The sequence below is a fragment of the Sandaracinobacteroides saxicola genome (assembly GCF_014117445.1).
Taxonomy (GTDB): domain Bacteria; phylum Pseudomonadota; class Alphaproteobacteria; order Sphingomonadales; family Sphingomonadaceae; genus Sandaracinobacteroides_A; species Sandaracinobacteroides_A saxicola.
In genome coordinates this window covers 844367-861242 of record NZ_CP059851.1, presented here as the reverse complement: position 1 = coordinate 861242, position 16876 = coordinate 844367, and the positions used below count along the sequence as shown (strand labels likewise).

At 60.7% G+C, this 16876-nt stretch carries 24 protein-coding genes; 15 read left to right on the top strand and 9 right to left on the bottom strand.

Annotation, left to right across the window (positions count from 1 at the left end; translation table 11 throughout):
• Positions 1-32 precede the first annotated feature (32 nt).
• Positions 33-680 (top strand): winged helix DNA-binding protein, encoded by a 648-nt coding sequence (locus H3309_RS17760; RefSeq protein WP_398399626.1) that lies wholly within the window; start codon positions 33-35, stop codon positions 678-680.
• A 109-nt stretch (positions 681-789) separates the two neighbouring features.
• Here H3309_RS17760 and H3309_RS04295 read toward each other — a convergent pair whose 3' ends face one another.
• A complete protein-coding gene (locus H3309_RS04295; RefSeq protein WP_182297538.1) occupies positions 790-2610 on the bottom strand; it encodes a tetratricopeptide repeat protein in 1821 nt (606 codons plus the stop codon).
• 56 nt (positions 2611-2666) lie between these two features.
• Here H3309_RS04295 and H3309_RS04290 point away from each other — a divergent pair, with 56 nt between their 5' ends.
• A complete protein-coding gene (locus tag H3309_RS04290; protein ID WP_182297537.1) occupies positions 2667-3089 on the top strand; it encodes a hypothetical protein in 423 nt (140 codons plus the stop codon).
• Between the two features lie 108 nt (positions 3090-3197).
• On the opposite strand, the gene H3309_RS04285 is transcribed toward H3309_RS04290, so the two are convergent.
• The 4 genes from H3309_RS04285 to H3309_RS04270 all read right to left on the bottom strand — a co-directional run bounded on the left by H3309_RS04285 (position 3198) and on the right by H3309_RS04270 (position 5483).
• Positions 3198-3782, bottom strand: a complete 585-nt coding sequence (locus tag H3309_RS04285; protein ID WP_182297536.1) for a MotE family protein — start codon at positions 3780-3782, stop codon at positions 3198-3200.
• Between the two features lie 8 nt (positions 3783-3790).
• Positions 3791-4153, bottom strand: coding sequence for a hypothetical protein (locus H3309_RS04280; protein ID WP_182297535.1), 363 nt, complete (start codon positions 4151-4153; stop codon positions 3791-3793).
• The gene (locus H3309_RS04275; RefSeq protein WP_182297534.1) at positions 4153-4986 is read right to left on the bottom strand and encodes a FliM/FliN family flagellar motor switch protein; all 834 of its coding nucleotides are present in this window, start codon (positions 4984-4986) and stop codon (positions 4153-4155) included. The genes H3309_RS04280 and H3309_RS04275 overlap by 1 nt, the downstream gene beginning before the upstream one ends.
• A gap of 104 nt (positions 4987-5090) precedes the next feature.
• On the bottom strand, positions 5091-5483 hold the full coding sequence (locus tag H3309_RS04270) for a flagellar basal body-associated FliL family protein (RefSeq protein WP_182297533.1): 393 nt from the start codon (positions 5481-5483) through the stop codon (positions 5091-5093).
• Between the two features lie 235 nt (positions 5484-5718).
• Between H3309_RS04270 and H3309_RS04265 the strand changes: the two genes are divergently transcribed.
• From H3309_RS04265 to H3309_RS04245, 5 genes are all read left to right on the top strand, one after another.
• Positions 5719-6459 carry a flagellar hook-basal body protein gene (locus H3309_RS04265; RefSeq protein WP_182297532.1) on the top strand — a complete coding sequence of 247 codons (741 nt, stop codon included), beginning with the start codon at positions 5719-5721 and terminating at the stop codon, positions 6457-6459.
• Positions 6460-6488: 29 nt separating this feature from the next.
• Positions 6489-7274, top strand: coding sequence for a flagellar basal-body rod protein FlgG (flgG, locus tag H3309_RS04260; protein ID WP_182297531.1), 786 nt, complete (start codon positions 6489-6491; stop codon positions 7272-7274).
• Positions 7274-7744, top strand: coding sequence for a flagellar basal body P-ring formation chaperone FlgA (flgA, locus tag H3309_RS04255; RefSeq protein WP_182297530.1), 471 nt, complete (start codon positions 7274-7276; stop codon positions 7742-7744). The genes flgG and flgA overlap by 1 nt, the downstream gene beginning before the upstream one ends.
• Positions 7659-8591 (top strand): flagellar basal body L-ring protein FlgH, encoded by a 933-nt coding sequence (locus tag H3309_RS04250; protein WP_317983335.1) that lies wholly within the window; start codon positions 7659-7661, stop codon positions 8589-8591. The genes flgA and H3309_RS04250 overlap by 86 nt, the downstream gene beginning before the upstream one ends.
• Before the next feature lie 119 nt (positions 8592-8710).
• A complete protein-coding gene (locus H3309_RS04245) occupies positions 8711-9592 on the top strand; it encodes a flagellin (protein WP_182297528.1) in 882 nt (293 codons plus the stop codon).
• A gap of 172 nt (positions 9593-9764) precedes the next feature.
• Here the strand turns inward: H3309_RS04245 and flaF are convergent, their stop codons facing one another.
• Complete coding sequence (gene flaF, locus H3309_RS04240; RefSeq protein WP_243453842.1) at positions 9765-10136, bottom strand: flagellar biosynthesis regulator FlaF; 372 nt, start codon at positions 10134-10136, stop codon at positions 9765-9767.
• A gap of 35 nt (positions 10137-10171) precedes the next feature.
• On the opposite strand from flaF, the gene motA reads away from it, so the two are divergent.
• The 5 genes from motA (at position 10172) to H3309_RS04215 (ending at position 14238) form a co-directional block, all read left to right on the top strand.
• The gene (gene motA, locus H3309_RS04235; protein ID WP_317983334.1) at positions 10172-11122 is read left to right on the top strand and encodes a flagellar motor stator protein MotA; all 951 of its coding nucleotides are present in this window, start codon (positions 10172-10174) and stop codon (positions 11120-11122) included.
• A gap of 2 nt (positions 11123-11124) precedes the next feature.
• A complete protein-coding gene (locus H3309_RS04230) occupies positions 11125-11928 on the top strand; it encodes a flagellar motor protein MotB (RefSeq protein ID WP_182297527.1) in 804 nt (267 codons plus the stop codon).
• 19 nt (positions 11929-11947) lie between these two features.
• Positions 11948-12388 carry a flagellar basal body-associated FliL family protein gene (locus H3309_RS04225; protein ID WP_182297526.1) on the top strand — a complete coding sequence of 147 codons (441 nt, stop codon included), beginning with the start codon at positions 11948-11950 and terminating at the stop codon, positions 12386-12388.
• On the top strand, positions 12385-13518 hold the full coding sequence (locus H3309_RS04220; RefSeq protein ID WP_243453841.1) for a flagellar basal body P-ring protein FlgI: 1134 nt from the start codon (positions 12385-12387) through the stop codon (positions 13516-13518). The genes H3309_RS04225 and H3309_RS04220 overlap by 4 nt, the downstream gene beginning before the upstream one ends.
• A 303-nt stretch (positions 13519-13821) precedes the next feature.
• A complete protein-coding gene (locus tag H3309_RS04215; RefSeq protein WP_182297525.1) occupies positions 13822-14238 on the top strand; it encodes a hypothetical protein in 417 nt (138 codons plus the stop codon).
• Between the two features lie 194 nt (positions 14239-14432).
• On the opposite strand, the gene fliP is transcribed toward H3309_RS04215, so the two are convergent.
• The 3 genes from fliP to H3309_RS04200 are packed head-to-tail and all read right to left on the bottom strand — an operon-like array spanning position 14433 to position 15720.
• Entirely contained in the window at positions 14433-15158 is a 726-nt protein-coding gene (gene fliP, locus H3309_RS04210; protein WP_182297524.1) for a flagellar type III secretion system pore protein FliP, read from the bottom strand.
• The gene (locus tag H3309_RS04205; protein WP_182297523.1) at positions 15158-15484 is read right to left on the bottom strand and encodes a hypothetical protein; all 327 of its coding nucleotides are present in this window, start codon (positions 15482-15484) and stop codon (positions 15158-15160) included. The genes fliP and H3309_RS04205 overlap by 1 nt, the downstream gene beginning before the upstream one ends.
• 17 nt (positions 15485-15501) lie before the next feature.
• Positions 15502-15720, bottom strand: coding sequence for a FliM/FliN family flagellar motor C-terminal domain-containing protein (locus H3309_RS04200; RefSeq protein WP_182297522.1), 219 nt, complete (start codon positions 15718-15720; stop codon positions 15502-15504).
• A gap of 93 nt (positions 15721-15813) precedes the next feature.
• On the opposite strand from H3309_RS04200, the gene flgC reads away from it, so the two are divergent.
• From flgC to H3309_RS04185, 3 genes are read left to right on the top strand one after another with little or no spacing between them, the layout of a single operon-like run.
• A complete protein-coding gene (gene flgC / locus H3309_RS04195) occupies positions 15814-16227 on the top strand; it encodes a flagellar basal body rod protein FlgC (RefSeq protein WP_182297521.1) in 414 nt (137 codons plus the stop codon).
• A 40-nt stretch (positions 16228-16267) separates the two neighbouring features.
• Entirely contained in the window at positions 16268-16585 is a 318-nt protein-coding gene (locus H3309_RS04190; RefSeq protein ID WP_182297520.1) for a flagellar hook-basal body complex protein FliE, read from the top strand.
• Positions 16586-16588: 3 nt separating this feature from the next.
• Entirely contained in the window at positions 16589-16852 is a 264-nt protein-coding gene (locus tag H3309_RS04185; RefSeq protein WP_182297519.1) for a flagellar biosynthetic protein FliQ, read from the top strand.
• The last annotated feature ends 24 nt before the right edge of the window (positions 16853-16876 follow it).

The window sequence follows — 16876 nt, the reverse complement described above, 5'->3', positions numbered from 1 at the left end:
TCGTCGTACTGATAGTTCAGAGGGTATTGATCATGACTCTGCAGTATGCATCTCTATCAGACTGTTGGGCAGCGCACACAGGTGCATCGCGACGTCTCTCACATTGGATCAGTTCCGGCTCTACGTCATGTCGGCCGCAATCAGCCGTGCTCGACTATCGCCTTCCAGCCGCCCAATCTTCGCGATCTGATCGCGCAAGCCTTCAAGATAGCAGACCCGCCGGACTGGTGCGCTGGCATCAGGATCCTATGGGAGTAGCCGAAAAACCGCCAGTGGCACGCGAAGCTCTGGTCGCGACTGCGGAAATGCTGCTGAAGGTTCGCAGGTTGCGTACAAAACGTTTTCCTGAAGACCTTTTTGCCGACCCCGCATGGGACATTTTCCTCGACCTGTTCGTCTCGCACATGCGTGGCAGGAGACATAGTGTCTCAAGCGTGTGCATTGCTGCCGGTGTACCTTCGACGACTGGCCTACGCTGGATCGGACGATTGACCGAAGATGGATGGCTAAAGCGCTCAATAGATACTAACGATCGCCGCCGTTCCTACGTCACACTCGCACCTCGAACTCTTGAGGCGGTCAAGCTTTGCCTGGAAGACATGTCGCATGAGGTCATAGGGCGACAGACGCGGTCGCGTAGCCAGGCAGCTTATCCCCTACAGCTAGCTATGGACGTATAATTCATATATTATAAATTAGAGCATACTAATGCTAATATCAAAACAAGCATTTCGAACTCCATCAATAATTATACGGATATAAAAGTTGGCAATATCCGGCAACACCTTTTCATTCACAGTCCAGTTCTGCTGTCAGGCGAGCTGAACATCCCCAGGCTAGTGTAAGAAGTCGGTCTCCGGGTAAAACAGGAATTTCCTCGATTGCTCTGCGGACATCCTTTGGAGTCATCGGCTTTTCTGACGCGAGCACGGCTTCGGCGACCGTGGCGCCATCATTCGGCGTAGCCGAGGGCATTCCGATCCTAGCACGGGCGACTGCACGCATTAAGGCGAGCTCACGGCCTGCTGTGCCTGCTGGGTCGAGGTCTTGTGTCTCGGTCAGGAATGCCCGGAAATCGTTGGTGGCCCACAGCGCCTCCGCACGGAAGCTGGCGTTTTCCGCCGGAATAGTCTCAATGAGCGCCGCACCTTCCACCATTCGCCCACTGCGAAGTGCGGCAACGATCGACAATCGCCGCCGAAGAAGGGCGACATCCGATGGCGCATTCGCGACATCCGTATTGTCAAGCAGAGCATAAGCGCGGGCGGCATCATTTTCCTTGAGACGCCACGCTGCCGCGTGAGCCCCTAACACAGCCTCCGCAGGCTGGCCTTTACGAAGCGTCGCCTGATGCTCGATGATATCGGCCGCGCGAGCGAAAAGACCGGCTTGGGCCAGCCTACGTGCCACCCCACGGGCCAATGCATCGCCGTCCGGTCCGCGTGGAATCACATCCCGGTAGGTCCAGTAGATATCAACCATCCGCAACAAAGGTGTGTTCGACGCTGGACCGAATATCGTCGCAATGATCCAGTTGACCGTGGGAGCCACTTGGACACCAGAGATAAAGGCATTTGAATTGAACCGCGTCAGCAGAGTAGCGCCCGCATCCAGCGCCATCTCCCAGTCACGGGCACGTGCCGCGATGTCGAAGCGGGTGGCATGGAGGTGCCTCTCCGCCTCGCCCCCGCGCCATGCAAAGCGCAGGGTTTCGAGTGCCTTCAGGGCCTCGTCTGATGTCATCCGCTTGGTCTGCAACTGCAGGGCGATCGAATCGATACGGGCGTGAGCGGACAGCCGTCGGTCGGCGGAGGCCGCCACGATTTTCCACGCGCCCAGCGCGCCTTCCACATCACCGACGGCTGCACGCGCTCGACCTGTGATCAGCAGCATCTCAGGGTCACCGCGGGGTTGTTGGTCAAGGATGCGTAAGGTATCGACGGGGCGGTTAGCGACCAACAGTATCCGCGCAGTCGCAAGTCGCACGGAATGAGCAAGCGGCGGATCTGAGGCACCGGCCGCCCCAAACAAAGGCGCCGCGCAGGCAAGAAGCGGAAGCGCTGCCGTACGAGCAAGCCGCTCGGCGGCGACCAGGGCGATGCCGCACGCGGTGGGCGACTGCGGCAGACCGGCGGCAAGGTTCTGCGCTTCTTCAAAGCGACCGGCGCGAAGCGCCACGCGGGCAGCAAGTAACACAGTACCCCGTGCACCCGCATCAATGGGTGAGTTAGCGGCAATAGCGGCAAGAGCGCCGCGCGCCTCGGCAGCCCGTCCTGCGGCAAGCATGGCACGCGCATAGGCAAGCCGGGCGGCCACCCTGTCCGCTGGAGCAGCAAGCTCAGCTGCTGGGCTACGCTGCGATACGGTACCCGCTCCAGTGCCGGGGTCCATGGTGCGCCCGGCAGACGGTATGGGAATGGCCAACAGCAGCGTGACGATAACAAGGCCGATAGCCGTCGTCAGTCGATTGACGACTCCAATCGAACACCGACTTATCCAACCCGGCTCCCTAAGCAGACGCTCGCCATGATCACGCAAATTATGCCTATGCGGATCGGCCGGGTAATGTCGATATTCACTGGTGTGGTACGGACACGAAAGGTCGGGCATGACGGCTCCTGCGGGCAGCGGCTAAAGGCTGTGGATGGCAGGTCGTTATAGCCCATATGGACGGGCATATTTGGTCGAAGCTGTCATGGCGTTTGCTCGCAATCTTTGGCACTCTTGCGATGGCGCTTATGGGGACACCGACAACGGCGGATGCGCCGGTCGCTCAAAACACCATCATAAAGCCGCAACTTCTGATGGATGTTCCGATCATCGATGGCGATCTTGTGATCGGCACATTGTCGGTGCAGTCCACAGTGATACTCGCCGCTTCGCAAGACGAAGTGCGGTTCGACGAACGCCGCGGCACGATACGCGAATTGCAGCTGCTCCAGCTCGCGGAATTCGCTCGTTTACGAGCCCATCCAGAACGTCCTGTTAATGCAAAACGCGTGGCTGTTGCTATGGAAGAAGCGCTGCATCTCGCCGGATTTCGCACCGCGCGGATTTTGGTAACCTCGGTTCGCGCCACCGAAGATTGAGCCCTTTCTATCCTCATGGTATATTCCCAGGGGATCGGAATATGGCTATGTCTCATAGCTGTCGTTTGTCATTTTACAAGAATCAATCCCAAGTTCGCACGATGCACTTTAGCTGGCACTAGCTTGCGCCGCTCCCACATGATCTTCTACCGAATTCGCTGGAGGTGTTGCCAAGCGGTCATTCTTCCGGTCCGCAAGCTTTATCGCCAGCGGTCCGGCAACGGCAGGCGGCATCGCTGCCATGACGGGCGCCAGTGCCCGCTCTCGCATCTCGCCGGCGACTGCCGCCAGCAATTCTGGCGGCAACTCGCTCATTTGGCGCGCAGCGTCGCGCGGTTTCATCGCCGTGTATACGCGGGCGAGCATCTGTACCCGAGCATCCCGGGCGGATTGCAGCGCGGCTGTGGCGCGCGCAATATCGGCCTGCTGTGTGGCAAGGGCCGCAGATTGTGCCACAAGTCGGCGTTCCAGCCCGGCGATTACCTGTTCACGAAGCGCCGCACGCCTTTCTCGGGCGTCCAACGCATTTCCGCGTGCGATCAGGCTATCCTCAACCGCAGCGCCAAGGCGCGTGGTGGCACTGGTACCGGTAGTGGCCCCCGACGCCAGTTGCCGCCCCGTGCCATCGGCAGCGAGTGCAATACGGCCGCCGGCGCCGGCGGCCATCAGTGCCAGTGCAGTAACCATGAACATAGCCGCCCTCATGACTTGCACAACTCCAAATCACGCCGTGCCAAATGCGCAGCCGCACAGGCCATGTCGATCCGATCGGCAACGGAGTTTGCGACGGCCACGACCTCGCGCAGTTCTGCCAGCGATGTTTCGCACCGACTGGAAAGGGTGAGTATGGCTTCCGTCGAGATCTGTGCGGCGAGCAAGCGAGCGGTTGAATCGTTGCAGTGGTCACTGGCGGCATTCAGTTCAGCCACCATCAATCGAATGGGTTCCGCATCTACCTTCAGTCGTCGCAATCGCTGCCAGACGAGCCCATGTACACTCAGCGACACAACCAACCCGATGCCAATCGCCGCATCAGTCGCGATACGAAGCATTTCTATGGTCATCAGTAACTCCTGCAAGACGGATGGATACTCGGGTCGAGGAGCAGGGTGTAGATACCTCGGCTTGAAAATAGCCTTCCATCTGCAACTGTCTGGCCTGCCGATTTCAAACTAGCCCGCTGGCCGCGACACCCGGGGAGAGTAAGCGTGTCGCCCTTCTTCAACCGCTCAATCGTGACCAGCGGCAACGTGATTGTCGCGATCTCGACTTCTAGGGGCAGCTCGATATTGTCCAGGGCAACTTGAAGTCCGACCCGCCAATCGTCGTCGGCGTTTAGTTGCCCTTCAACAAAAGGTTGCGATAGGATCGGTCGCAACGGCTCCAGGGGCGCCAGCGGCAGAATGATGGTCATTGTACCCTGACTGCCCAGCAGTTCGAGCGCAAAATCGGCGATCAGCACGCCTGTGCCTGTTGGGATGACGGCTGCCAGATGGACATCGTGCTCAATCCGTTCGAACATGCAGCGTAGTGCCGCAAGGCCGTCGAACATGCGCTCCAGCTGCTCCAGAATGATAGCTGCCAGATACTGGCCGAACCCGCGTTCAATGGCGGAAAGGGAAGCGCTCTCAGATGACGGAGCGGTTTTACGCGCCCCACCCATCATGGCATGGACAGCTGACTTGACGATAGTCGCTTCCATTCGGATCAGGATGCGTGTCTCCCAAGGGGTGACATGGCCGATCGCGAACACGCACGGCGGACAGGGCTGGTCGCGAACCTCCTCGAACCGGCAGGTTGCAAACCGCGTCAGTCGCAATTCAGCGCTGTCGCCAATGGCATTGCGAAAAGCGGTCGAGGTTGTTCGCGCAAGTTTTTCGAGCAATCCTGCCATCATCGGCAGCCGACGCGGACTTGGCGGAGGCGGGTTGAGCAAAGCTGAAATTCCTGCCGTCCCTTGTGGGGAATCCATTGGCCCGGCGTGGTTACCATGATGCGACGTCATTGTTGTACCAGTTCCTGGATAAGTACATCGTCCACCTTGTGTGGCCGCGCGACCGCGGTGGCGCGCAGCAGCAGTTCTTCTTTGATGCGGAACGGGCCTTGAGCTCCAACCATATCGACAGGGCGAACGTCGCGGAAGAAGGCAATGAAGCTGTCGTTGATCTCAGGCAGTCTTGCCCGCAGCTGTTCGGCGGCCGCCTCGTCGCGTGCGGCGATCATAACACGCGCCTTCAAGAAGCGGGCTGGACCACCGCCATTGTCCAAGTTGACGACCATCGGCGGCACTTCGACGTAGACAGGCGGCGGCAGTTCGTCGGCTTCGGCCGCTTTACCCGACATCGACTGCCACGTCACAAAACCGCCGGTTCCCAATGCACTAGTCAGCAACACGGCAGCACCGATTAGCAGTAGAGCTTTGGGCTTCGGCTTCGGGGTTACCGAAGCCACGGTGTCATCAGCCTGGTCCCCTAGCGTTGTTATCCTCGCCATTAACTTTTTCCTGCTACCTACTACGATCACGAGCAGTAATAGCGCAGAGGCGTTTCAGCCGTCGGCGGAAATTCGAACCGGGGCGTGCTGCGACGCAGGCTATAACGTTGCATCTATCTAACGGGAGCTTGTCGTCGTGGATATCGGTTCGGTTGTTCTGCTGGGCAATGAGATGGCGCTGCGGCGGCGTGTCGATGTCATCGCTAACAACATTGCCAACCTCAACACCACCGGCTTCAAGCGCGAGCAAACCATGTTCGCGACGGCGATCCGCGCAATGGACAACGCCACCGATCCCAGCCATCGTCCCGTCTTCCAAGTGCTGGACCATGGGGTTGCGCCCGACATGCGCGATGGGCCCTTCCAGCAGACCGGCAATCCGCTCGATATTGCTATAGTCGGCCAGGGCTATTTTGGTGTCGTCTCGGCAGATGGCATGCTTGGTCATACCCGCGCAGGCGCCATTCGAATCAGCGACGACTATTTTCTGGAGACTATCGGCGGCCGCCTGGCCGACGCGGATGGACGGCCGATCCAAGTACCACCGGAAGCAACTGCGCGGGTGGCGATATTGCCGGACGGTACGGTGATGGCGGGCACCGAACAGGTCGGTCGCGTCGGTGTGTGGACGGGCTCGGTGCGGACAATCGATCCACGTGGCAACACCGTGATGACCATCGGGGATGCAGTCGCATTGCCGCCCAATTCCGTGCGGCTGGCTGTGGGCGGTCTGGAGGGGTCCAATGTGTCGGCGGTCGTGGAATCAACGGCGCTTATAGAGGCGCAGCGCGCCTATCAGTCATCACAGCGGATGAGCGATGGCATCGGCGACCTGCAGCGCCGGATGATCGAGCGGCTCGGGCGGTCGCAATTCTGATCGAAGCAAAGGGAAGGAATTTTGAAGCCATGCGCGCATTGTCGACCGCGGCCACTGGGATGATGGCACAGCAACTGAATGTAGATGTGATCGCGAACAATATCGCGAACATGACGACGACCGGCTTTAAGCGCCAGCGCGCCGAGTTCGCTGATCTGCTCTATTCTGCTCAAGCGCGCGTCGGCGCGGGCACCAGCGCCGAGGACACGAGGGCTCCAACAGGCATCCACATTGGCAGCGGCGTACGTGCAGCAGGCGTCTACCGCGTTAATGAACAGGGCAGTCTTGCCCAGACCAGCAATCGCTATGACCTTGCGATCGAGGGGCGAGGTTATTTCCGCATCCAGCTTCCAGGTGGGGAAGAGGCTTATACCCGCGATGGCTCGTTCCAGGTCTCCGAAAGCGGGGAGTTGGTTACCTCCGAAGGCTATCGCGTTCTGCCAAGCATCACAGTGCCGCCGCAGGCGACCGATGTGATGATCGGCCGCACTGGGCAAGTGCAAGTAAAGATGCCGGGTGAGACGGAGCCGCAGACCCTCGGGCAGTTGGAGCTTTCGACCTTTGTGAATGATGCCGGGCTTGAGGCGATTGGCGGAAATATGCTGCGGCAATCCGCGGCATCGGGTGATGCAATCAACGGTACGCCGGGAGAAGAGGGTTTCGGTCTGTTGTCACAGGGCTTCCTCGAAAGCTCCAATGTTTCGGCAGTTGCGGAGATGACGGAACTTATCAAGGGCCAGCGCGCCTATGATTTGAACAGCCGCGTTGTTAAAGCCGCTGATGAGATGCTGCAAACGTCGGCGATGGTCCGCTGATGCAGGTTGGCATCACTGCGGCCGCCGACTTCCGCATCGTCATGCTCATGGCTGCATCCGTCCTTCTCATGTCGTCCGCACATGCTGAAATGCTCGGAACCATCACCGCCGTACCCATCGCCGCCGGCACCACTGTCACGCCTGCTCATATTACCGCATCCCCGTCCAATCGCGGACTTTCCGCAGCCGAGGCTATCGGGCGAAAGGTGGCCCGTGCCGTCCCCGCGGGGCGGCCGTTGTTCGCCTATGACCTGGCCCCTGACCATGTCGTCCGACGGGGTTCGCCGGTGCCGGTTGTGGTAGCCGGACCGCATTTCGAGATTGTCACGCCTGGCCGGGCTCTCACCAGCGCGGTGGTTGGGGGCATGGTCCGCGCGTCCGTCAATGGGCGGACGGTCGAGGGCATCGCTGATGCTGCCGGCCGTGTCATCATCGGCGCGGCACGGCAGACACCACAGGCTTCGCGTTAGCCGACTCCGCACCAGGAGAGATGAAATGTATTGGAAAAGCAACGTCCTTAGCCGGCGGTTTGTAGCCGCCACCGGTCCTCTGTTTGGCCTTGCGCTTGCCAGCTGCGGCACGGTCGAGCGGGTTCAATCCATCGGCCGTGGGCCGACCTTTACTGCTGCACCGCCACCCGTGGCCCCGCCTTGGCAGTCCAGCTTGGCCGAACCGGCTGCCTCTGGACGCACAGCGGAGCGTCCTGCAGTCATTCAGGTGCCAAGAGGCACGTCTGCCGCGCCGCTACTGGTACCGGGCGTGAACGGATCCCTATTCCATCCAGCCCAGGGATCTTTGTTCCGCGATCAGCGCGCTTTCCGTGAAGGTGACATCCTGACGGTGCGAGTGGACATAAGTGACAGCGCGCAGCTGCGTCAGGGTACGCAACGCCAGCGGGATGGGTCAGAATCAGGGGGAGTATCGAATCTGTTCGGCCTTGAAGGCGCGTTGCGCCAGCTTCTGGGTGGTCGAGATCCGGCGAAACTTGTGCAAGCGCAAACGGCGTCGGGGAACAGCGGCCAAGGTCAGGTCGCCCGGTCAGAGGCGATCGCTATGACCATAGCGGCGGTCGTCGTCGCTGTTCTGCCGAACGGCAATTTCCAGGTCCGTGGGCGCCAGCAAACCCGGGTGAACCAGGAACTGCGCGATCTCGTAATCGAGGGCATTGTCCGACCGCAGGACATCGCGCGCGACAACAGTGTGCGCCACTCGCAGATCGCCGATGCGCGCATCTCCTACGGTGGCAAGGGACTCATTCAAGACGCCCAGCAGCCGCGATGGGGCCAGCAGCTGATCGACGCCATCAGCCCATTTTGATGCACTAAAGATGTTCCAGATCTTGCCGTGAATATGCTCGACCCCGGTCGGTTCCGGGGCCTCTGGCCGGGAAATCAAGGCCCGCCACCGACGGTGGCGTAACGCTCAGGAGAGCAAGCATGTCGTTCACAATCAATAACAATTTCGGTGCAGCTGTCGCGCTACAGGGGATGAACCGCACTGCTGGTGAAATGGCCGTCAACCAAAACCGCATCACGACCGGCTTCAAGGTGGCGAGCACCAAGGATGATAGCGCTGCCTTCACCATCGCACAAAGCATGCGCGGCGACGTCGCCGGCATGCAGTCAGTTTCGGGCTCGCTGAGCCGCGCCAAGAGCGTGGTAGATGTGGCCGTCTCGGGTGCCGAGCAGATTTCCGACATCCTGAACCAGATGGAAGCCAAGGCACTGCAGGCTTCGGATGAGGGCATCGATACTGCCAGCCGTGCCGCGATCAATCGTGATTTCGCTGCACTGCGCGACCAGATCAACTCGGTCGTTAACAGCTCGGTGTTCAACAACACGAACTTGCTGCGCGGTGCGAGCTCGACCAATCCGGGAACTGACACTGTTTCTGCGTTGCGGACGACGTTGGACGGCGATCCGGGGACCGCAGGCTTCCAGTCCGACAACCTGACTGTTGCCAATGTCGATCTCGGCTTCGGCGCAACCGCCGGTGCCGTGATCACGCTGACGACCGCCGACGGCGTTGCGACCGCGGCCGATGCCCGGACCATGGTGGAAACCCTTCGCACATCGAAGGCGAACGTCAACACGGCGCTGTCCACCCTTGGCTCCGCCTCGCGCGACATTGATGCGCAGATCAGCTTTACCACCCGATTGACCGATGCGGTCGAAAGCGGCGTCAGCAAACTTGTTGATGCTGACCTCGCCAAGGAATCGGCGCGCTTCCAGGCGCTGCAAGTGAAGCAGCAACTGGGCATCCAGGCGCTGTCAATCGCTAATCAGGCACCGCAGGCGATCATGGGCTTGTTCCGCTAAAGCAATCCGTACGGCCGGGTCTTGATGGCTAGGCAATGGACCGGGGTGTGCGACGTAGCACACCCCGGTTTTTATCTCGTGTCGGATCCCAGCGCGAAAAAGCCCACGGGTGTAACACACCGGAGGCTCCGTTGGGCCGCCACGCCGCCACGCCCACCGATGCGGTCCCTCCCTATGCCGCGCGCAACGTGCTCTGGGCAGCCAGACCACGGGCAATCTCCTGGTTCACGTCGATTAGGTCGGAGACACTTTCCCGTCCTGCGGCAACATCACTGCTGTGGCGCTGCACCCACAATGCGATGCTGACGATGGCCGCCCGGAGTGCAGCCGGCAAGCCATTACCTTTGCCAAGACAGTCATTCGCCAGCAAGCGCCACAGCTCCCGGTTGAATTCGAGAGCCGCAACCAGCGGCGGCCCTTTCAACCCCTGATCCTGCGCTGTGCGCAACCTGACGATCGCTTCGGAAAGCGCTCGCTGTTCCATCTGCTGCGGCGTTTCCGCGGCCACCGTCGTCTTCCGATAGGCGTTGATCGACATCATCATTCTCCTGATGGGCGATGGGGAAGGGCTATAACCCCTTGAACCGTGATAGCCGGACGCTGGCAGTTGGTTCTGGGAAAAATGCGGAAGGGATAACAGTCATGCTTGCCGCAGTGGGACTTGTCGTCGTGCTGGCAGCCGTCTTCGGCACATTTGTCGTCGCTGGCGGCAATTTCACCATCATCAGCTATGCACTGCCCTATGAGATGGCGACCATCATGGGAGCGGCAATCGGCGCGTTCGTCATTGCAAACAAGACAAAGATCCTGAAAGGCGCCGGAAAAGGTATCATGCAGGCGCTAAAAGGTGCGCAATGGAAGCCCGGCGACTATCGGGAACTGCTGGTGTTTCTTTATGTCATTGCTGCCCGGATGCGCAGCGGGGGCGCCGCCGCCTTGGAGGCGGATGTGGAGGATCCCAACGCCAGCAGCTTGTTCAAAGCATTTCCTCGCATCCTGGCCGACAGGGATATGGTGGATTTCGTCTGCGACTATGTGCGCATGGCGGGCATCGAAAAGATCGAAGGACAGCATCTGGATACCGCAACCGAGCGGGATCTGGAGCGCCGGCATCATGATCACGCCCAGCCGCAGCATGCCCTACAGGTAATGGCTGACGGTCTGCCCGCGATTGGTATCGTCGCGGCCGTGCTTGGAGTCATCAAGACGATGGGCTCGATCGACCAGCCTACTGAGGTGCTGGGTGCGATGATCGGAGGGGCGCTGGTCGGCACCTTCCTGGGCGTACTGCTGTCCTATTGCGTTGTCGGTCCGCTGGCTTCGCGGTTGGGCCAAGTGCTTGATGATGATGCTAAGCCGCTATCAGTGGCGCGCACGGTTCTGCTGCTCGCGTTTGACAGTGTCGCTCCCGAAGTGAGTGTTGAAATCGGTCGACGTCAGGTGCCGGTCTATGCCGCACCGAGCTTCACGGAGCTGGAGGTAGCCTGCAAGGAGAAGCGGTCGCTCGTCACCGCGCGGGGCGCGGCCTGAATATGACCGAGATCACCACGCTCCCGGTACCGCGACCGATCATCATCAAACGGCGCAAGATCATCGCCGGCAGCCACCATGGCGGTGCGTGGAAGGTGGCCTATGCCGATTTCGTGACTGCCATGATGGCCTTCTTCCTCCTGCTGTGGCTGCTATCCTCGCCTGACAAGGCCCGATTAAAGGGTATCGCGCGCTATTTTTCGCCGATGCCACCCGCAGCCGACGCCGGCACCGGCACCGGCAGTGACTTAGTGAGCGCTGTTCGCAATGCAGCCGAAGTTCGCCCGGGCCGCGCGCCGCGCGAACCCGCCGCTGCCGTCAACGTACGTTCGATTGCCAATGACCTTCGCATGGCGCTTCGGGCATCACCCATCACCATGGGGATCGACGACAATCTGCGGATTGCTGCTGATCCACGCGGCACCCGCATCGAGCTGATGGACACTCGCGCCCGTCCATTGTTCCGGCTCGGAACAGCCGAACCCAATGCCTATGGCCTCCTGGTGATTAAGGCCATTGGAGAGCGACTGGGTGCGCGTGGGGCGCGGATCGCAATCGAAGGGCACAGCGACGGCGTTGGCGGCCTTACCGACCCCAACTGGCGCCTGTCGATGGATCGCGCCAACGTCGCGCGCCGTCTGCTTACAGACGCCGGTGTCGCAGCCGGGCGCGTGTCGGAGGTGGTCGCCTTCGCCAACACCCGGCTGGCATTTCCAGACGATCCCGCCCGCCCGGAAAACCGGCGTATTTCCGTGATCGTGCTGGACGAGGACGATGCCATGCCTGTGATGAAGCCGAGCGCCTAGTTATGAAGAAAGACCGGCGATGAAACCCATGGTAATTGTTGGCCTAGCGATCATGCTTGGGACTTTGGCCGGCGGCGGCTCAGCAATGCTTGTTGCTTGGGCAGCGCCGACCGGCTCACCCCAGGGCGCCCCACCTGTCGTCAAATCCGTCGATCTGGCCTGGATCGCGCTGGAGCCGCTGACAATCCCGGTCACGACCGGCGAAGGTGCATTCATGGGATATATGACCGTGAAAGCGCAGGTGCAGCTTGCTTCCGCTGACGCGGAGCCGGCTCGTAAGCTACTACCGCATACTCTCCACGCCATTAACATGGTTGTCTGGCGTTCTCCGCTGGGGCTGTCCGAACGGACCGGCGCACTGGACATCGCACTGCTTCGAACAATTATCCTAAAGGCGGCGCGGCAGACATTGGGCGCCGAGGTCAAAGCGGTCGCGGTGACAGGCGTGGAGGCAGCATGATGCGCAAGCTGTGTATAGACAGGCGGCCAGCTACGGCTACTGTATTGCATCTGTTAGCGGTAGGCGCTGTGACGCTTTTCGCTCACGCGGCTCATGCCGAGCGAATCAAGGACATTGCTTCCGTCGTCGGTGTCCGCGGTAATCACTTAGTTGGCTATGGGCTTGTTATCGGGCTTGCCGGCACCGGCGATCGCCTTCGCAATGCGCCCTTCACCCAAGAATCGCTCGGCGCGATGCTCGAGCGCATGGGCGTCAATGTGCGCGACACTCAGCCACGCACGCAGAATATCGCCGCAGTAATGGTCACAGCTACCCTGCCACCCTTTGCTCGCGCCGGAACCCCACTCGACGTGCAGGTGTCAGCCATCGGAGATGCCTCCAACCTGCAGGGCGGCACACTGGTCGCAACCAATCTTAAAGGGTTGGACGGCAATGTCTATGCTGTTGCACAAGGTCCGGTGGCTGTATCCGGTTTCGCCGCGCGTGGCGCTGCCGCAAGCGTAAGCCGCGGCTCTCCTACATCGGCACGGATCGCAGGCGGCGCCATCGTTGAGCAAGAAATCAATTTCGCACTGCCCGATACCGGCAATTTCCGTCTTGCCCTACGCAATCCCGATTTCACCACCGCCTCTAGGGTCGCAACTGCAATCCGGGGTGCTGGGCTTGCGGCGACTGCGCTCGACAATGCGACGGTTGAGGTTGCCATACCGGCTGGTCAATTAGGAGGAATGACAGCCGCCGTTGGCACGATTGAAAATCTGGCTGTGGACGTCGACCAGGTCGCGCGCGTCGTCATCGACGAGGCGTCGGGAACGGTTGTGATCGGCGAGAATGTCCGGGTCAGCAAGGTGGCGATCGCCCACGGTGCGCTGACGATCGCTGTCACCGAGCGTCCTGTGGTTTCGCAGCCCAATGCCTTTGCCGGCGGCCAGACAGCGATAGTGCCGCGCAGCGATGTCCAGGTTGATGACGGAAGTGGTGCAAAACTCGCGACCTTAGATGGCACTGCGTCACTTAAATCGCTGGTTGCCGGGCTTAATGCGCTTGGGGTGTCACCCCGGGACCTGATCACAATCTTGCAAGCGCTGCGTACCGCGGGTGCGCTCCAGGCCTCCATTGAGGTGCGCTGAGGTGGACGTGCGCCAAGTTGTTCCACAGAACCGCGCAGCGGGTGCAGTCCTGCCAGGGCCAGTACCCGCGGTGGCCGGTCATCGGACCGCCGCCCGTGAATTTGAAGCGCTCGTCGCCGGGCAGCTCGTTAACATTATGCTCGACGCTGCCAACAGTGGTTCGCTAATGGGAGAGGACGGCCCCGGCCAGATCTGGCAAGGAGTGCTGGCTGACGCCATCGGGCGGGACATGGCGTCGGCTGGGGCGCTCGGAATCGCACCGGCAATTGAAATCGAACTTCGCCGCGCCGATGGAGGCCGACCTTGACCTGCATGCTGACGACCGATGAACTTCGCCACGTGGCCGACGCGCTGATCGCGATTTTCGGCGACGAGGAGCATGCGATCGCTAGCTATGACCCGCCTGAACAGCTCGCCGCTATCGCGCGTACGAAGCGGCTGGTCGCGGATCGTTTTTGCTTTCTGGTCGATACCATTCGTTCCGAGGCGGATGGACTGCAAGACCGCCCATCCGTAATTGCTGTTTTACAGGATGTGCAGGGAGCTGCCGAACAGAATGCGCAGGTGGTCGGCCGTCGGCTGGAGCTGTTGCGCGGCCTAATCGGTGCCATCGAGCAAGAACATGCCCGGAAAGGCCATCGACGTGTTAGCCGCTATACGAGCGGCGGTGCGCTGTTGAGCCAAGGTTTCGCACCGGTTGCGGTCGATAGCAGCATCTGATTGCAGCGCGTCGCGCGTCGCACTTCTCGATCTTTTTCGACATTCAGATGATAGTCGATCCCATGGGCGAATTCACCATTTGGGACGGCGCCGGCACGAACCGGATCATGGACATAGTTGTTTAACGGGACCAACAGCCGAACACGTGACCCAGCGCAGGCCAATCGGTGCGGGTCCGTTGAGCTCGCGCCGCGTCATCCCATCCCCGCATAGGACCGCACCAGGCTGCTGACCACCAGTGCCCAGCCATCGACAAGCACGAAGAAAATGAGCTTGGCCGGGAGCGAGATGGTCGCTGGCGGTAGCATCATGAGGCCTAATGCCATCAGGACTGACGCCACCACCAAATCTATAACGAGAAACGGCAGCAGCAGCAGGAAGCCTATTTCGAACGCACGCTTTAGCTCCGAAATCAGAAAGGCGGGAATAAGAGTGCGAAGGTCAATGTCAGCCCGCGATTGCGGTGTCGTGCCCGCCATGTCGATGAACAGTCGCATATCCCCCTCACGCGTGTTGGCCAGCATGAAAGTGCGGAACGGCTCGATCGTTCGCTTAAACGCTTCGGCCTCGGTCAGCGAGCCGGCGAGATAGGGTGCCGCGCCCTGGGTCCATGCAATGTCGAATGTCGGCTTCATTACAAACAGGGTTAGAAACAGCGCTAGCGCGACGATGACCATGTTAGGGGGCACACCGGGCGCACCAAAACCGGTACGGAGCAGCGAAAGCGCCACAACAATACGCACAAAAGATGTAATCGTCATCAAGATGGCGGGCGCGAGGCTGAGCACCGTCAGCGCTACAATCAGCGACATCGCCGAGCCTGTGAGCGACGGACCCGATCCCGCAGATGGTGCCGGAGCGGCAGCGCCGAGCAGCAGCAGCATCACCGGTGCCGCAGCGATAATGATCATCCGACGCATCAGGGATGATCCTGCGGGCACTGTGCGGCAAGCGTTTGCGCGAAGGCGACTGGCACCTGCCCCAAGGCGAAGGCGCCATCACGACCGATCAAGATATGATAGCGGGCACCCTCTACCGTGACTCCCACCACCAAACGGCGGCCCGGCAAGCGAGCCAACGTCTCAGTCCGGCCCTTGCCCCCTCCCAGTAATTGAGCTGAGAAAAGAGGATTGGCAGGCACTGTGTCCGCGAAGCCGATACGACGAGCGATGAACGCGCCGCCAACGATCAGCCCGACAACAAGCAGCAAGACGCCGAGGGTGCCGAAACCGGATGCGATATCCATCTGCATAATCCTATCTGTCAGATCGCGCCCAGGCGAAGATGGAGCGCGCGATCGGTCATGCTGATGGTTGCGCGTGCCACCGGTTCGCCATTCACCCGCAGCGTCACTTGGTCGGCGGCGCTACGGCTTATTGGAATGACAGCGCCACGACCGAGATTGCGGATAGCACCCAGCGTCAGGATGCAAGGATCAAGGTCAATCTCGACGGAAGCCTCGGCGGCGAATAGGCCCTGCACGCTTTTCTCCCGGGCATCCCTGTGCCCCCAGCTATATAGCGGGGATAGAGGTGCTCCCGTCGGAAACGATATGGGCAGGATGGAAGGGACGACATGACCAACGAGTTGGCGACGACCCTGCGGGTAGCGGAAAGCGGATTGCGTGCCCAGTCGCTCAGAATGCGCGTGGTGGCTGAAAATCTGGCGAACCAGCATAGCTTGGGCACAACGCCTGGCGCCGATCCCTATCGCCGTCGCATGGTGACGTTTGGGGTCACCGTGGATCGCAACAACGGAGCGCGCTTGGTCAACGCCGGACGGATCGTCGCTGACGATACAGCCTTTGGGCGTGCCTTCGAGCCGGGCAACCCAGCAGCCGATTCCCAGGGCTATGTGTTGCGCCCCAACGTGAACGGGTTGATTGAAAGCGCCGATATGAGGCTGGCGCAGCGTGGCTATGAAGCCAACATCAGCGTGATCGAAGCCGCGCGCAGCATTACCAGTCGCACGCTGGAACTGCTCAAGTAACGTACGTCACCTCACCCAATTCGGCAGGAAGGACAGTGTCATGGTAGAGAGCATCGGAACACAAGGCATCTCAGCGTACGCCTCTACGGTCGGTCGCACCATCAGTGGTACCGCGGCGCAAACATCCGACGCCGGCAATGCGGGGTCCTTCGGCGCGATGCTATCGGGGATGGTTGACACCGCCCGTGCCGCAGGCGTCGCGGCAGAAATGGAAGGCGCGAAATCGGCAGCCGGTCAAGGCGACCTGATTGCCACCGCTGCCTCCTTCAATGCTGCCGAAGTTGCCTTGGAAACCTTGGTCGCCACACGCGACCGGGCGGTTGCTGCGTTCAACGACATCATTCGCATGCAGGTTTGAGCCATGACGCCGGACGCTGTTACCGATGTGTTGCACCGCGCGCTGCTCGCCGGACTGGGAGCATCATGGCCGCTGCTGGCCACAGCTTTGGCGGTCGGCGTTGTGATCGGCCTTGTCCAAGCGCTGACTCAGGTGCAAGAGTCCACCTTGACCTTCGTTCCTAAACTGCTGGCGGTTGGCGGTGCTCTCGCGCTTTGCGCCAGTCTGATGGGACAGGCGCTCGGAAGCTTTGCGCGGCATGCGATGTCACTGGTCGCAGGCGGCTGACAGCGGACGTGCCTCCGCTTCAGT

Excerpts from the sequence above, each read along its gene's own strand:
- H3309_RS17760 (WP_398399626.1), top strand. The coding sequence starts at position 33 with ATGACTCTGCAGTATGCATCTCTATCAGACTGTTGGGCAGCGCACACA.
- H3309_RS04295 (WP_182297538.1), bottom strand. The coding sequence starts at position 2,610 with ATGCCCGACCTTTCGTGTCCGTACCACACCAGTGAATATCGACATTAC.
- H3309_RS04290 (WP_182297537.1), top strand. The coding sequence starts at position 2,667 with ATGGACGGGCATATTTGGTCGAAGCTGTCATGGCGTTTGCTCGCAATC.
- H3309_RS04285 (WP_182297536.1), bottom strand. The coding sequence starts at position 3,782 with ATGTTCATGGTTACTGCACTGGCACTGATGGCCGCCGGCGCCGGCGGC.
- H3309_RS04280 (WP_182297535.1), bottom strand. The coding sequence starts at position 4,153 with ATGACCATAGAAATGCTTCGTATCGCGACTGATGCGGCGATTGGCATC.
- H3309_RS04275 (WP_182297534.1), bottom strand. The coding sequence starts at position 4,986 with ATGATGGCAGGATTGCTCGAAAAACTTGCGCGAACAACCTCGACCGCT.
- flgG (WP_182297531.1), top strand. The coding sequence starts at position 6,489 with ATGCGCGCATTGTCGACCGCGGCCACTGGGATGATGGCACAGCAACTG.
- flgA (WP_182297530.1), top strand. The coding sequence starts at position 7,274 with ATGCAGGTTGGCATCACTGCGGCCGCCGACTTCCGCATCGTCATGCTC.
- H3309_RS04250 (WP_317983335.1), top strand. The coding sequence starts at position 7,659 with ATGGGCGGACGGTCGAGGGCATCGCTGATGCTGCCGGCCGTGTCATCA.
- H3309_RS04245 (WP_182297528.1), top strand. The coding sequence starts at position 8,711 with ATGTCGTTCACAATCAATAACAATTTCGGTGCAGCTGTCGCGCTACAG.
- flaF (WP_243453842.1), bottom strand. The coding sequence starts at position 10,136 with ATGATGATGTCGATCAACGCCTATCGGAAGACGACGGTGGCCGCGGAA.
- H3309_RS04230 (WP_182297527.1), top strand. The coding sequence starts at position 11,125 with ATGACCGAGATCACCACGCTCCCGGTACCGCGACCGATCATCATCAAA.
- H3309_RS04225 (WP_182297526.1), top strand. The coding sequence starts at position 11,948 with ATGAAACCCATGGTAATTGTTGGCCTAGCGATCATGCTTGGGACTTTG.
- H3309_RS04220 (WP_243453841.1), top strand. The coding sequence starts at position 12,385 with ATGATGCGCAAGCTGTGTATAGACAGGCGGCCAGCTACGGCTACTGTA.
- fliP (WP_182297524.1), bottom strand. The coding sequence starts at position 15,158 with ATGCGTCGGATGATCATTATCGCTGCGGCACCGGTGATGCTGCTGCTG.
- H3309_RS04205 (WP_182297523.1), bottom strand. The coding sequence starts at position 15,484 with ATGGATATCGCATCCGGTTTCGGCACCCTCGGCGTCTTGCTGCTTGTT.
- flgC (WP_182297521.1), top strand. The coding sequence starts at position 15,814 with ATGACCAACGAGTTGGCGACGACCCTGCGGGTAGCGGAAAGCGGATTG.
- H3309_RS04190 (WP_182297520.1), top strand. The coding sequence starts at position 16,268 with ATGGTAGAGAGCATCGGAACACAAGGCATCTCAGCGTACGCCTCTACG.
- H3309_RS04185 (WP_182297519.1), top strand. The coding sequence starts at position 16,589 with ATGACGCCGGACGCTGTTACCGATGTGTTGCACCGCGCGCTGCTCGCC.